Here is a 14,721-nt window from a genome sequence, read left to right on the forward strand (position 1 = left end):
GGGCAACGCCCGGGAGCACCGCGGTCTTCCCGCCGCCGGCCGCAATCGCCGCGCCTCGGGCCTCCGCCCCTGTTACGGCCGTGTGAAGTGCGGCGAAACTCCTGCTCCCGGGCCCGGGAGGGCGCCGCGGGCCGGCCCGTCCGCGGGGCGGGCCGCTCCGCCCTCACATGTCAAGACCCCCTCCCGTGAGGGCACGGTTGCGCCTGCGTCACCTGTCGGCACAGGGTGGAAACCCGCCGTCCCTACGGTCACCCTGAACCAGATTCCGCCGCCCGCCCGCGGGCGGCGGTCCGCCGACGAAGGGCAGGGACGGCTGCGATGACCGGCTCCGGGCAGACCGCGCGCAGGGGGAGGCGCTGGATCGAGGAGTGGGATCCCGAGGACGAGGCGTTCTGGGCGGAGAAGGGCGAGAAGACCGCCAACCGCAACCTCCTCTACTCCGTCTTCTCCGAGCACATCGGCTTCTCCATCTGGACCCTCTTCTCCGTCCTCGTCCTGTTCATGGGCGAGGAGTACGGCATCGACGCCGCCGGGAAGTTCTTCCTCGTCTCCGTCGCCACCCTCGTCGGCGCCTGCGTGCGCGTGCCGTACACCTTCGCCGTCGCCCGCTTCGGCGGCCGCAACTGGACGGTGTTCAGCGCGCTGATGCTCCTGCTGCCGACGTCCGCCGCGTTCGCCGTGATGGAGCCGGGGACGTCGTATGGCACTTTCTTGCTCGTCGCCGCGCTCGCCGGGGTCGGCGGCGGCAACTTCGCCTCGTCGATGACGAACATCAACGCCTTCTTCCCGCTGCACCGCAAGGGCTGGGCCCTCGGCCTCAACGCCGGCGGCGGCAACGTCGGGGTCCCCGTCATCCAGCTCGTCACGCTGCTCGTCATCGCCGTCGCCGGGGACGGCCGGCCGCGGGTGCTGCTCGCGATCTACCTGCCCCTGATCGTCGTCGCCGCCACCCTCGCGTGGCTGCGGATGGACAACCTGGCGCCGGTACGCAACGACACCGGCGCGGCGCGGGAGTCCGTCCGGGACGCGCACACGTGGATCATGTCGTTCCTGTACATCGGCACCTTCGGCTCGTTCATCGGCTACAGCTTCGCCTTCGGGCTGGTGCTCCAGACGCAGTTCGACCGCACCCCGTTGCAGGCCGCGGCCGTGACGTTCATCGGGCCGCTGCTCGGCTCGGTGATCCGGCCGGTCGGCGGGTGGCTGGCCGACCGGCACGGCGGGGCGCGGATCACGCTGTGGAACTTCGCCGCGATGGCCGGCGCGACGACCGTCGTCGTCTTCGCGTCCGTACGCGAGTCGCTGCCCGTCTACCTCGTCGGCTTCGTCGCGCTGTTCCTCTTCTCCGGGCTCGGCAACGGCTCCACGTACAAGATGATCCCCGGCATCTACCAGGCCAAGGCCGCCGCCCTGGGGCTGCGGGGCGAGGAGGCCGGCACCTACGCGCGGCGGCTGTCCGGCGCCGCGATCGGGCTCATCGGCGCGGTCGGCACGCTCGGCGGCCTCGGCGTCAACCTCGCGTTCCGGCAGTCGTTCCTCGCCCACGGCAGCGGCACGGCCGCCTGCGTGGGCTTCCTCGTCTTCTACGCTGTGTGTTTCGTGGTGACCTGGGCCGTGTACCTGCGCGGCCCGCGCACGCCCGCGCCGGGCGCCGACGACGGCGCGGACGGCCCGGGGCCGCGGCAGCCCGCGTACGCGGGGGTGTGAGCGGACCACCCGAGAACAGCACGAACGGCACCACCAGCGCAGACGGCACCGACCGGGGAGCAGCGACACATGACCGTACCCGCCGAGGTCAAACCCCTGGAGGGCTTCTCCGTCGGGGTGACGGCCGCCCGCCGCGCCGACGAACTCAGCACCCTCCTGGAGCGGCGCGGCGCCGTCGTCCACCGCGCGCCCGCGCTGCGCATCGTGCCCCTCCACGACGACGACGAACTGCTGAACACCACCAAGCAGCTCATCGGCGACCCCCCGGACGTCGTCGTCGCCACCACCGCCATCGGCTTCCGCGGCTGGGTCGAGGCCGCCGCCGGCTGGGGCCTCGGCGACGCGCTGCTCGACCGGCTCGCCGGGGTGGAGCTGCTCGCGCGCGGGCCGAAGGTGCGGGGCGCGATCCGGGCGGCGGGGCTCACCGAGGCGTGGTCGCCGGCGTCGGAGTCGATGGCGGAGGTGCTGGACCGGCTGCTCGCCGAGGGCGCCGAGGGGCGGCGGGTGGCGCTCCAGCAGCACGGCGAGCCGCTGCCGGGGTTCGTCGAGGCGCTACGGGCCGCGGGCGCGGTCGTCGTCGTGGTGCCGGTGTACCGGTGGATGCCGCCGGAGGACCCGGCGCCGCTGGACCGGCTGCTGGACGCGGTCCTCGCCCGCGGGGTGGACGCGGTGACGTTCACCAGCGCGCCGGCCGCCGCCAGCTTCCTGAACCGGGCGGCGGCGCGGCAGTGCCGCGACGAGGTGCTGGACGCCCTGCGCCACACCGTGCTGCCCGCCTGCGTCGGCCCGCTCACCGCGCTGCCGCTGGAGCGCCACGACGTACCGACGCACCAGCCGGAGCGCTACCGCCTCGGGCCGCTCGTCCAGCTCGTCGCCCTCGAACTCCCCGGCCGCGTACGGCCGCTGCCGGTCGCCGGTCACCGCATGGAGATCCGCGGCCACGCCGTCGTCCTCGACGGCGCGCTGCGCCCCGTGCCGCCGGCCGGTATGGCGCTGCTCCGCGCGCTGGCGCACCGCCCCGGCTGGGTCGTCTCCCGCGCCGACCTGCTGCGCGCGCTGCCGGGCGCGGGCAGCGACGAGCACGCGGTGGAGACGGCGATGACGCGGCTGCGCACCGCGCTGGGCGCGCCGAAGCTCATCCAGACCGTCGTCAAGCGCGGCTACCGGCTGTCCCTGGACCCCGCCGCGGACACCAAGTACGCGGAGGGCTAGCCGGGGGCGCGTTGAACGCTCCGGCCGCGATCTCCGTATCCCTCGACCCGGAGGTGAGGGATGCGGGACGATGCCGTGGTGGCAGCGCAGCGCTCGAAGCCGACTCCCGACGAGGAGTTGATGCGGGTCCTCTACCGCGAGCACGCGGGCCCGCTCTTCGGCTTCGTGCTACGACTCGTGGCCGGAGACCGGCACCGGGCGGAGGACGTCGTACAGGAGACGCTGCTGCGGGCCTGGCGGCACGCCGGGGAGCTGGCGGAGGCCGACGGCTCCGTACGGCCCTGGCTGGTCACCGTGGCCCGCCGCATAGTGATCGACGGGCACCGCAGCCGGCAGGCGCGCCCGCGCGAGACCGACCCCGCGCCGCTGGAGAGCGTCCCGGCAGCCGACGACACCGACCGGGTGCTGCGGCTGATGACCATCTCCGACGCGCTCGCCGACCTGACGCCCGCCCACCGCGCCGCGCTGGTGGAGACGTACTTCAAGGGCCGCACGGCGAACGAGGCGGCCGAGGTGCTGGGCGTCCCGGCGGGGACCGTGCGCTCTCGGGTGTTCTACGCGCTCCGCTCGCTGCGGCTGTCCCTGGAGGAACGGGGAGTGGTGCCGTGACCGGAGAACGGCATCCGGACGTCGGCGCGTACGCGATCGGCGCGCTGGAACGGGACGAGGCGGAACGGTTCGAGGAGCACCTCGCCGCGTGTGCGCGGTGCGCCGCCGCGCTGGCGGAGCTGGTGCCGGTCGCCGACATGCTGGCGGACGTGCCGCCGCCGGAGGAGCCGCCGCCGGGCGCGCTCGACCGGCTGCTGGCGGAGCTGTCGGCGGTACGGGAGCGGCAGCGGCTGGTGCGCCGGCGGCTGGTCGTCGCGGTGACGGCGGCGGCGGTGGTGGCCGTCGCGGCACCGGTGGTGACGGCGGCGGTGCTGGCGAGGGACGAGGCGGCGCCGGACCAGCGGCGCCAGGACGTCGCGGGGCAGGGGCAGGAGCAGGAGGACGGTGAGGAGATCCGGGCGGTGGACCCGGAGACGGGGGTGGAGGCCAGGATCAGCATGCGGCCGGTGACCTGGGGCACGAGCGTGGGCCTGGACCTGCGCGGGGTGACCGGGCCGCGCCGCTGCGACCTCCAGGCGGTCGGCAAGGACGGCTCGCACGAGACGGTGACCAGCTGGGGGGTGCCCGCGGACGGCTACGGCGCGGGGAACGGCAGGAACGCGGGGGCCAGCGGCCAGGGCGGCGGGAACACCCTGCGGACCAGCGGGGGGACGAGCATGTCGCCGGACGACATCGACCGCTTCGAGGTGGTCACCGCGGAGGGGGACAGGCTGGTGTCGGTCCCGACCGGCGCGGGCTGAGGCCGGCGGACCGGTCGGGCACAACTCCCGCCCGCCCGGTCCGGCCCCCGCCCGCCCGCTCCCGCGTCCCGCACCGCTCCCGCCGGTCCCCGGGTACGCGCCCCGCGCCTCCACCCCACACACACCCCTGCCCACCTGGGTCGACCTCCGCCCGCCCGCCCCCGCCGGGTAAGATGTACGGCTGCCTTGTCCGTACGAAGGGGGCCGCGGGTGACCGCGCACATCACCGCCCCGGACTCCGTCCGGGATCGCGAGATCCAGGCCGAGCAGGACCATCTGGACCGCGTGTACGACCGCCTGGAGGAGAAGATCCACGAGGCGGAGTTCCTCATGAGCGACGCCGCCAAGCGCGGCCAGGTCGGCACCCCCGGCGCGCTCGCCGAGCGCGACGCGCAGGTCTTCCGCGCCGGCGTCCACCTCAACCGGCTCAACAGCGAGTTCGAGGACTTCCTCTTCGGCCGCATCGACCTCCTCCCCGGCAAGGACGGCGTCCGCGGCCCCGACGGCGCGTACACCTCCGTCGACCCCGCCGACGACGCCGTCGACACCGCCCGGGACGGCGGCGAGCAGCGGGCCCGGATCGCCGAGACCCTGCACATCGGCCGCCTCGGCGTCCTCGACGCCGACTACGCGCCCCTGGTCATCGACTGGCGCGCCCCCGCCGCCGCGCCCTTCTACCGCGCCACCCCCGTCGCCCCCGGCCGCGTCGTGCGCCGGCGCGTGATCCGCTCCAAGGGCCGCCGCGTCCTCGGCGTCGAGGACGACCTGCTGCGCCCCGAGCTGTCCGTGACCCTCGCCGGCGCCGCGCTGCCGGTGGTCGGCGACGGGGCGCTGATGGCGGCGCTGGGCCGGGCCCGTACGCACGCCATGCGCGACATCGTCTCCTCCATCCAGGCCGAGCAGGACACCGTCATCCGCGCGCCCGCCGCCTCCGTCACCGAGGTCGAGGGCGGCCCCGGCACCGGCAAGACGGCGGTGGCGCTGCACCGCGCCGCGTACCTGCTCTACCAGGACCGGCGGCGCTACGCCGGCGGCATCCTCGTCGTCAGCCCCACGCCGCTGCTCGTGGCGTACACCGAGGGCGTGCTGCCGTCGCTGGGCGAGGAGGGGCAGGTCGCGATCCGGGCGGTGGGCTCGCTCGTCGAGGGCGCCGAGGCGACGCTCTACGACGAGCCGCGGACGGCCCGCGTCAAGGGCTCCGCGCGCATGGTGAAGGTGCTGCGCCGGGCGGCCCGGGGGGCGCTGACGCTGGGCGGCGGCGTCCCGGAGCGGCTGCGCGTCGTCGCGTTCGGCGCCCGGGTGGAGCTGGACGCGCGGGAGCTGCGGCGGGTACGGCAGGCGGTGCTCGGCGGTACGGCGCCGGTGAACCTGCTCCGGGCCCGGGCCCGCCGGTTCCTCCTCGACGCCCTGTGGGAGCGGTCCGGCGCCCGGCCGCGCTACGACGACCCGGAGCTGGCCGCGGAGGCGCGGGCGGCGTTCGACGAGGACATCTCCACCGAGGACGACTTCACCGACTTCCTCGACGCCTGGTGGCCGGAGCTGACGCCGCGCGGCGTGCTCGCCGCGCTCGCCGACGAACGCCGGCTGGCGGGCTTCGCCCGCCGCGTGCTGGACCCGGCCGAGGTCCGCGGCGTCGCCCGCTCCCTCGCCCGCGACGGCCTGACCGCGCACGACGTGGCGCTGCTGGACGAGCTTCGGGTGCTCCTCGGCGCCCCCGCCAGGCCGGCCCGGCCGCGGGAGCTGGACCCGCTGGAGGCGCTCACCGGCCTGGACGAGCTGACGACGTACGCCGACCGCACCGCGCCCGCCGCGCGCCGCCGCGACGAGGAGCGGCAGGAGTACGCGCACGTCATCGTCGACGAGGCGCAGGACCTCACGCCGATGCAGTGGCGGATGGTGGGCCGCCGCGGGCGGCACGCCACGTGGACCGTCGTCGGCGACCCGGCGCAGAGCTCGTGGCCGGACCCGGAGGAGGCCGCCGCGGCCCGTACGGAGGCGCTGGGCACCCGGCCGCGGCGCCGCTTCACCCTCACCGTCAACTACCGCAACCCGGCGGAGATCGCCGAGGTCGCCTCCCGGGTGCTGGCGCTGGCCATGCCCGGCGCCGAGGCGCCGGAGGCGGTGCGGTCGACGGGGGCGGTGCCGGCGTTCGCGGTCGCGGGGCCGGACCCGTACGACACGGTGCGCGCGGAGGTCGGGCGGCTGCTGGCGGACGTGGACGGCACGGTGGGCGTCGTGGTGCCGATGGGGCGGCGCGACGAGGCCCGCGGCCGGCTGGCGGAGCTGGGGGAGCGGGTGGTGGTGCTGGGCAGCCTGGAGGCCAAGGGGCTGGAGTACGACGCGACGGTGGTGCTCTCGCCCGCGGAGATGGCGGACGAGTCGCCGGCGGGCCTGCGGGTGCTGTACGTGGCCCTGACCCGGGCGACGCAGCGGCTCACGGTCGTCGCCACGCCCCCGGACCTCCCGGACGGCGACGGCGTGCCGGACCTGCTGCGCCCGTAGCGCGCCCCCGCCCCGCCGCCACCCGCGCGGCCACGGGGGCCGCGGGGGCCGCCGCGACGGGAATGGCCTTACGGGAACGGTTTGTTAGCCTGGCAGTGGCACCGGCCCGATCCATGCCCCCGGGCCCAACCATCGGCGCTTCGAGCGCCCACTTGCCGCGAGGCGAGCTGGCGGGTCGGTGCCACCAGGCTTGCCACGTACGGGCCGGGGTTCGGCGGAAACGCCGCACCCCGGCCCGTACGCGTTGCCGCCGTTCCCGACCTGTGGAAAAGTGATTCCGCTTTCCGGACCGGTTACCGAATACCGGATACCGCACAGTAGGTGCGACCATCGATCCATTCACCACCCGGCACAGCACACAAGAAGGAACACACGGCCATGGCAACGGCGCCAAGCGTCTCCTACTCGAACACGGTCCGGCTGGAGGTCCCCGCCGGCGGCAACGCCGTCAGCCAGCTCACCTCCGCCGTGGAGTCCTCCGGCGGCAGCGTCACCGGCCTCGACGTCACCGCATCCGGCCACGAGCGGCTGCGCATCGACGTCACCATCGCCGCCGCCTCCACGGACCACGCCCGCTCCATCGTCGAGAAGCTCCGCGGCATCGAGGGCGTCAGCGTCGGGAAGGTCTCCGACCGTACGTTCCTCATGCACCTCGGCGGCAAGATCGAGATGCAGTCCAAGCACCCGATCCGCAACCGCGACGACCTGTCGATGATCTACACCCCCGGCGTCGCCCGCGTCTGCATGCAGATCGCCGAGAACCCCGAGGACGCCCGCCGGCTGACCATCAAGCGCAACAGCGTCGCCGTCGTCACCGACGGCTCCGCCGTCCTCGGCCTGGGCAACATCGGCCCGAAGGCCGCGCTGCCGGTGATGGAGGGCAAGGCGGCCCTGTTCAAGCGCTTCGCCGCCATCGACGCCTGGCCGCTGTGCCTGGACACCCAGGACACCGACACGATCGTGGAGATCGTCAAGGCCATCGCCCCCGGCTTCGCCGGCATCAACCTGGAGGACATCTCCGCGCCCCGCTGCTTCGAGATCGAGGCGCGGCTGCGCGAGGCCCTGGACATCCCGGTCTTCCACGACGACCAGCACGGCACCGCCATCGTCGTGCTCGCCGCGCTGACCAACGCGCTGCGGGTCGTCGGCAAGGAGCTGGGCGACGTGCGCGTGGTGATGTCCGGCGCGGGCGCCGCCGGCACCGCGATCCTCAAGCTGCTGATCGACGCCGGCGTCAAGCACGCCGTCGTCGCCGACATCAACGGCGTGGTCCACTCCGGCCGCGCCGACCTGGCCGACGTCCCGCCCGGCACCGCGCTGCGCTGGATCGCCGAGAACACCAACCGCGACGGCCTCACCGGCACCCTGAAGGACGCCGTGCGCGGCGCGGACGTCTTCATCGGGGTCTCCGCCCCCGACGTCATCGACGGCGCCGACGTCGCCACCATGGCGCCCGACGCGATCGTCTTCGCGCTCGCCAACCCCGACCCCGAGGTCGACCCGGCCGCCGCCCGCGAGCACGCCGCCGTCGTCGCCACCGGGCGCAGCGACTTCCCGAACCAGATCAACAACGTGCTGGTCTTCCCCGGCGTGTTCCGCGGCCTGCTCGACGCGCACTCGCGGACCGTCAGCTCCGAGATGATGATCGCCGCGGCCCGCGCCATCGCCGACGTCGTCCAGGCCGACGAACTCAACCCGAACTACATCATCCCGAGCGTCTTCAACGACCGGGTGGCCCCCACCGTCGCGGACGCCGTACGCGACGCCGCACAGGCCGCGGGCGTGACGGAGCCGCCCGCCACGGGCGCGTAACGGCCCCTGCACACCGCGTGGGAAGGCGCCGGGCCCCGGCGCGTCGCCTGGCTTTCGGGCCGTTCGTACGTCATAAGTGTCCGGATGGACGGGCTGCGGCGTACGACAGGCCATGGGGGCGCCGGATTGGCGTTTCCGCCGCAGGTGAGGGCAGGATGCGTAGTCGGGCGCGAGGCGCTGTCAACGGGACCCGGTTACGGGGACTGTCAGCGGGTCCTGGCAGCATCGGCTTTGATCTCACGCCTCAATGGCAAGAACACACGGGAGACAGATATGAACCGCAGTGAGCTGGTGGCCGCGATCGCTGAGCGCGCCGAGGTGACCCGCAAGGACGCCGACGCCGTGGTGGCCGCCCTCGCCGAGGTCGCCGGGGAGGTCGTCAGCAAGGGCGACGAGAGGATCACCATCCCCGGCTTCCTGACCTTCGAGCGTACGCACCGCAAGGCGCGCTCCGCCCGCAACCCGCAGACCGGCGAGCCGATCCAGATCCCCGCTGGTTACAGCGTGAAGGTCACGGCCGGCTCGAAGCTCAAGGAAGCGGCGAAGGGCAAGTAAGGCCCGCGGACCTACGAGGAGGGCGGCCGGACCCAGCGGGGGCGGCCGCCCTTCGCCATCCCCGCGCGGACATCCGCGCGGGCGGACACCCGGGTGCGCGCGCGAAGGCGCGCGCCGAGGTGCGCGCCGGCGCCGTCAGCCGGCCGCCGCGCCGGCGCCGACCGGCACCTCCGGTGCGTCCGGCAGCTCGGCGCGGGCGCCGAGGTCCGCGAGCTTCTGCAGGAAGTTCTCGTAGCCGCGGTTGATCAGGTCGATGCCGTGCACGCGCGAGGTGCCCTGCGCCGCGAGCGCGGCGATGAGATACGAGAAGCCGCCGCGCAGATCGGGGATGACCAGGTCGGCGCCCTCCAGCTTCGTCGGCCCGGACACGACCGCGGAGTGCAGGAAGTTGTGCTGCCCGAAGCGGCAGGGCGTGCCGCCCAGGCACTCCCGGTAGAGCTGGATGTGCGCGCCCATCTGGTTGAGCGCGGAGGTGAAGCCCAGGCGGGACTCGTACACCGTCTCGTGCACGATCGACAGCCCCGACGCCTGCGTGAGGGCGACGACGAGCGGCTGCTGCCAGTCGGTCTGGAAACCGGGATGGACGTCGGTCTCCAGCGCGATGGCGTTGAGCGGCCCGCCGGGGTGCCAGAAGCGGATGCCGTCGTCACCGATGTCGAAGGCACCGCCGACCTTCCGGAACGTGTTGAGGAACGTCATCATCGACCGCTGGAGTGCGCCGCGGACGAAGACGTCCCCCTCCGTGGCGAGCGCGGCGGACGCCCAGGAGGCGGCCTCCAGACGGTCCGGCAGCGCGCGGTGGGTGTAGCCGCCGAGGGTGTCGACGCCGGTGATGCGGATGGTCCGGTCCGTGTCCATCGCGATGATCGCGCCCATCTTCTGCAGGACGCAGATGAGGTCCTCGATCTCGGGCTCGACCGCGGCGTTGGACAGCTCGGTGACCCCCTCCGCCAGCACGGCGGTGAGCAGCACCTGCTCGGTGGCGCCGACGGAGGGGTACGGCAGCGTGATCTTCGTACCGCGGAGCCGCTGCGGGGCCTCCAGGTACTGCCCGTCGGCGCGCTTGTCGATGCGGGCGCCGAACTGGCGCAGCACGTCGAAGTGGAAGTCGATGGGGCGGCCGCCGATGTCACAGCCGCCGAGCCCGGGGATGAAGGCGTGCCCCAGGCGGTGCAGCAGCGGCCCGCAGAAGAGGATCGGAATACGGGACGAGCCGGCGTGCGCGTCGATGTCGGTGACGTGCGCGCTCTCGACGTGCGTCGGGTCGAGCACCAGCTCGCCGGGCTCGTCGCCGGGACCGACGGTCACGCCGTGCAGCTGGAGCAGCCCGCGCACCACGCGGACGTCGCGGATGTCCGGGACGTTGCGCAGCCGGCTGGGGGAGCTGCCGAGCAGCGCGGCGACCATCGCCTTGGGCACGAGGTTCTTGGCCCCGCGGACGTGGATCTCGCCGCGGAGGGGGGTGCCGCCGTGGACGAGAAGGACATCGGCGCTGTCAGGAGCTGTCATGAGGCTCGCGATCCTGGAGACGGGCTGGGACAGACAGAAATGCTAATGCCCCGCGGGCACCGCACCCCCGGTGCGGGGCGGGGCGGGAAACGTCATGAGTTCGCTACAGAACCGAAGGGGGAGGGGGTGGGGGACGCGGTGTGGCGGGTGGAGCTGCACAGCGTGACCGCGGGCCCCGCGGCCGCGGTGGCCGCGGGGCGCGGGGCCCGGGGGACCCGGCCGCGCGGATGCGCGCGGCCGCGCGGTGCGGGGCAGTGAGGCCGGGGCGGCGGAGTGTGAGGTCGGAGCCCCCGCGGGGCAGGGCGGCGTGTGGGGCCCGGGGGGAGCCCTTCGGTTCGCGGGGGCCGCGTGTGAGCGGGGTGGGGGCGGAGCCCCGGGGTGGGGACGTGCGTGAAGGGGGCTGGGGCGGAGCCCCGGGTTCGTGCGGGCCGTGTGGGGACGGGAGCCCCGGGGGGCGGGACGCGTGTGGGGGCCGGGGGCGGAGCCCCCGGGTTCGGGGCGGGGCGGGGTCGGGGGTCGACCTCCGGGCGCGCGGGGGCGCGCTTTGTGCGTCCTCGCCGTGCTACCTGCGGGGCCCCGGGGGACGGGAGGGGCGCCCGGGGCTGCCGCGGGGCGGGCGGAGCCCTCGGGTTCGTGCGGGCCGTGCGGGGGTGTGGGGGCGGAGCCCCGGGCGGGACGTGCGTGAAGAGGGCTGGAGTGGAGCCCCCGGGTTCGGGGCGGGGCGGGGTCGGGGGTCGACCTCCGGGCGCGCGGGGGCGCGCTTTGTGCGTCCTCGCCGTGCGGCCTGCGGGTCTCCGGGGACGGAAGGGGCGCCCGGGCCGCCGCGGGGCGGGTGGAACCCTCGGGCCGTGTGGGGGCGTGGGGGCGGAGCCCCCCGGGGCGTCGGGATGGGGCGGGGTCGGGGGTCGACCCCCTCGCGCGCGGGGGCGTGCGTTGTGGGCCCGCGCGCGCTGCTCGCGGGGCCCCGGGGCCGGGAGGGGCGCCCGGGCCGCTGCGGGGTGGGTGGAGCCCTCGGGTTTGTGCGGGTCGTGTGGGGGTGTGGGGGCGGAGCCCCCGGGGGTGCGGACGTGCGTGGGGGCCGGGGGCGGAGCCCACGGGTTCGGGGAGGGGCGGGGGCGGGGTACGGGCCCCCGGGGCCGCGTGGGTGCGGTTCGCGCGCCCCCGCCGCGCCGCTTGCGGTCCCGCGGGGGCGGGAGGGGCGCCCGGGGTCGCCGCGCGCGGCGCTCCGTGCGCGCTTTGCCGTATTCCTCGGTCGTCCGCTCCCCACACGCCCGTAACTGCGGGATCATGTCCGCATGACGGAGGTGTCATCCCTGACGGGCCGGCTGCTCGTCGCGACGCCGGCGCTCACCGATCCGAACTTCACCCGGACCGTGGTGCTGCTGCTGGATCACGACGAGGAGGGCTCGCTGGGCGTTGTGCTGAACCGGCCGACGCCCGTCGGCGTCGGTGACGTGCTGCGGGACTGGGCCGGTCTCGCGGGTGATCCCGGCGTGGTCTTCCAGGGCGGGCCGGTCTCCCTCGACTCGGCGCTCGGCCTGGCCGTGGTGCCGGGGGAGCAGGGTGGCGGGCCGGGCGGTGGGGCCGGGCCGCTGGGCTGGCGGCGGGTGCACGGCGCCATCGGGCTGGTCGATCTGGACGCTCCGCCGGAGCTGCTCGCGGCGGAGTTGGGCACGCTGCGGATCTTCGCGGGGTACGCGGGGTGGGGGCCCGGGCAGTTGGAGGAGGAGCTGGACGACGGCGCGTGGTACGTCGTGGAGTCCGAGCCCGGGGACGTGTCCTCGCCTGCGCCGGAGGGGTTGTGGCGGGCCGTGTTGCGGCGGCAGCGCAGCGAGCTTGCCATGGTCGCGACATATCCGGACGACCCGAGCCTCAACTAATCCGGGGTGCCGTCGGTACCCTTGGCCAACATGAGCACTCCTCTCCCCGAGCCCGATCGCGGAACCGGCACCGGCACCCTCGTCGAACCGACGCCGGAGGTGTCGCACGGCGACGGCGACCACGAGCGCTTCGCCCACTACGTCCAGAAGGACAAGATCATGGCCAGCGCGCTCGACGGTACGCCCGTCGTGGCGCTCTGCGGCAAGGTGTGGGTACCGGGGCGCGACCCGAAGAAGTATCCCGTCTGCCCCATGTGCAAGGAGATCTACGAGTCCATGGGTGCCGGTGGCGGCGGCAAGGACGGCGGTAAGGACGGCGGCAAGAAGAAGTAGCCGGTCTCCGGCCGTCCCGCTTCGGCCGCACCGCCTGACCGCCCCGTTCTGCCCCGGCCGTGCCGCTTCGGTCGTCCCGGACCGGGGATCCGACGCCGCGGCCCCCGGTCCCCGGGTCGCGGCCGGAATGGTCTAGTCCAAAACGGCTTCCTGGTGCAGGATGAAATCATGGACCTCATCCCCGCGCCCCGAAGCGCCGCCCGCACCGGCGACACCGCGACCTTCGCCCTGGGCCAGGGCACCGTCCTCGTCGCCGGCGACGGGGCGGAAGACGTCGCCCGGTGGCTGCGCGCCGAGCTCGGCGCGGCCACCGGGCTGCCGCTCGCCCCGGGAGACCCGGCCGCCGCAGAGCCCGCCGCGGAGCCCGCCGCAGGTGCCGCCGCCGACGTCGTACGCCTCGACATCGACCCCGGCCTCACCCTCGCCGCCGCCCCCGCCGCGCCGGCCGGGCCCGAGGCGTACCGGCTCACCGTCGGGCCCGGCGGCGTCCGCGTCACCGGCGGCGGCCCCGCCGGGCTGTTCTGGGGCGCGCAGACCCTCCGGCAGCTCCTCGGCCCCGCCGCCTACCGCACCGCGCCCCTCGGCGAGCGCGCCTGGGAGCTGCCGCACTGCCGCGTCGAGGACGCCCCCCGCTTCGGCTGGCGCGGCTTCATGCTCGACGTCTGCCGGCACTTCCTCACCAAGCGCGAGGTGCTGCGCCACCTGGACCTGATGGCCGCGCACAAGCTCAACGTGCTGCACTTCCACCTCACCGACGACCAGGGCTGGCGCATCGAGATCAAGCGCCACCCCAAGCTCACCGAGGACGCCAGCTGGCGCCCGCGCACCAAGGTCGGCCACCGCGCCTCCGACGTGTGGGACGAGCGCCCGCACGGCGGCTTCTACACCCAGGACGACATCCGCGAGATCGTCGCGTACGCCGCCGCCCGGCACATCACCGTCGTCCCGGAGATCGACATCCCCGGCCACTCGCAGGCCGCCATCCACGCCTACCCCTGGCTCGGCAACACCGACGTCGTCGACACCGAGGCGCTCGGCGTGTGGTGCGAGTGGGGCGTCTCGGAGAACGTCCTCGCGCCCACCGAGGAGGTGCTGCGCTTCTACGAGGGCGTCTTCGAGGAGGTCCTCGACCTCTTCCCGGCGACCTTCGTGCACGTCGGCGGCGACGAGTGCCCCAAGCACCAGTGGAAGTCCTCGCCCGCCGCCCAGGCCCGGATCCGCGAGCTGGGCCTGGCCGACGAGGACGAGCTCCAGTCGTGGTTCATCCGGCACTTCGACCGCTGGCTCGCCGACCGCGGCCGCCGCCTCATCGGCTGGGACGAGATCCTGGAGGGCGGCCTCGCCGAGGGCGCCACCGTCTCCTCGTGGCGCGGCTACGCCGGCGGCATCGCCGCCGCCCGGGCGGGCCACGACGTCGTCATGTGCCCCGAGCAGCAGGTCTACCTCAACTACCGTGAATCGGGCGACCCGGACGAGCCGATCCCGATCGCGCAGGTACGCACCCTGGAGGACGTCTACCGCTTCGAGCCCGTACCGCCGCAGCTCCAGGGCGACGACGCCGCGGCGAAGCACGTCATCGGCACCCAGGCCAACGTCTGGAGCGAGGTGCTGGAGAGCCCGCAGCGCTTCGACTACCAGGTCTATCCGCGGCTCGCCGCCTTCGCCGAGGTCGCCTGGTCCGCGCTGCCGCCGTCCGCGGAGCGGGACTTCGCCGGCTTCGCGGCCCGCATGGAGGAGCACTACGGGCGCCTCGACGCGCTCGGCGTCGACTACCGCCCGCCCGGCGGCCCGCGGCCGTGGCAGCGGCGCCCGGGGGTGCTCGGACGCCCGATCGAAGGGCCGCCCCCGATCGTGTGAGCCGG

11 protein-coding genes are annotated in these 14,721 nt (G+C 74.8%); 10 read left to right on the forward strand and 1 reads right to left on the reverse strand.

What is annotated here, in order from left to right:
• Window positions 1-318 precede the first annotated feature (318 nt).
• The 7 genes from ACHZ99_RS20685 to ACHZ99_RS20715 all read left to right on the forward strand — a co-directional run bounded on the left by ACHZ99_RS20685 (window position 319) and on the right by ACHZ99_RS20715 (window position 9,137).
• Window positions 319-1,707 carry a nitrate/nitrite transporter gene (locus ACHZ99_RS20685; RefSeq protein WP_420306155.1) on the forward strand — a complete coding sequence of 463 codons (1,389 nt, stop codon included), beginning with the start codon at window positions 319-321 and terminating at the stop codon, window positions 1,705-1,707.
• 69 nt (window positions 1,708-1,776) lie between these two features.
• Entirely contained in the window at window positions 1,777-2,919 is a 1,143-nt protein-coding gene (locus ACHZ99_RS20690) for a uroporphyrinogen-III synthase (protein WP_420306156.1), read from the forward strand.
• Window positions 2,920-2,979: 60 nt separating this feature from the next.
• On the forward strand, window positions 2,980-3,528 hold the full coding sequence (locus ACHZ99_RS20695) for a sigma-70 family RNA polymerase sigma factor (RefSeq protein ID WP_420306157.1): 549 nt from the start codon (window positions 2,980-2,982) through the stop codon (window positions 3,526-3,528).
• Window positions 3,525-4,268, forward strand: coding sequence for a zf-HC2 domain-containing protein (locus ACHZ99_RS20700; RefSeq protein ID WP_420306158.1), 744 nt, complete (start codon window positions 3,525-3,527; stop codon window positions 4,266-4,268). The genes ACHZ99_RS20695 and ACHZ99_RS20700 overlap by 4 nt, the downstream gene beginning before the upstream one ends.
• Window positions 4,269-4,478: 210 nt before the next feature.
• Complete coding sequence (locus tag ACHZ99_RS20705; RefSeq protein ID WP_420306159.1) at window positions 4,479-6,770, forward strand: HelD family protein; 2,292 nt, start codon at window positions 4,479-4,481, stop codon at window positions 6,768-6,770.
• A 378-nt stretch (window positions 6,771-7,148) separates the two neighbouring features.
• Window positions 7,149-8,582, forward strand: a complete 1,434-nt coding sequence (locus ACHZ99_RS20710) for an NAD-dependent malic enzyme (RefSeq protein WP_420306160.1) — start codon at window positions 7,149-7,151, stop codon at window positions 8,580-8,582.
• 273 nt (window positions 8,583-8,855) lie between these two features.
• On the forward strand, window positions 8,856-9,137 hold the full coding sequence (locus ACHZ99_RS20715) for an HU family DNA-binding protein (RefSeq protein WP_027741684.1): 282 nt from the start codon (window positions 8,856-8,858) through the stop codon (window positions 9,135-9,137).
• 135 nt (window positions 9,138-9,272) lie between these two features.
• Here ACHZ99_RS20715 and murA read toward each other — a convergent pair whose 3' ends face one another.
• A complete protein-coding gene (murA, locus tag ACHZ99_RS20720; protein ID WP_420306161.1) occupies window positions 9,273-10,646 on the reverse strand; it encodes a UDP-N-acetylglucosamine 1-carboxyvinyltransferase in 1,374 nt (457 codons plus the stop codon).
• Between the two features lie 1,295 nt (window positions 10,647-11,941).
• Between murA and ACHZ99_RS20725 the strand changes: the two genes are divergently transcribed.
• The 3 genes from ACHZ99_RS20725 to ACHZ99_RS20735 all read left to right on the forward strand — a co-directional run bounded on the left by ACHZ99_RS20725 (window position 11,942) and on the right by ACHZ99_RS20735 (window position 14,716).
• A complete protein-coding gene (locus ACHZ99_RS20725) occupies window positions 11,942-12,526 on the forward strand; it encodes a YqgE/AlgH family protein (protein WP_420306162.1) in 585 nt (194 codons plus the stop codon).
• Window positions 12,527-12,556: 30 nt separating this feature from the next.
• The gene (locus tag ACHZ99_RS20730; protein ID WP_027754355.1) at window positions 12,557-12,859 is read left to right on the forward strand and encodes a DUF3039 domain-containing protein; all 303 of its coding nucleotides are present in this window, start codon (window positions 12,557-12,559) and stop codon (window positions 12,857-12,859) included.
• A gap of 168 nt (window positions 12,860-13,027) precedes the next feature.
• Window positions 13,028-14,716: a beta-N-acetylhexosaminidase gene (locus ACHZ99_RS20735; protein ID WP_420306163.1), complete on the forward strand. Its 1,689-nt coding sequence runs from the start codon at window positions 13,028-13,030 to the stop codon at window positions 14,714-14,716.
• Window positions 14,717-14,721 lie beyond the last annotated feature (5 nt).

The organism is Streptomyces sp. MAR4 CNX-425 (assembly GCF_048656465.1).
Lineage (GTDB): Bacteria > Actinomycetota > Actinomycetes > Streptomycetales > Streptomycetaceae > Streptomyces.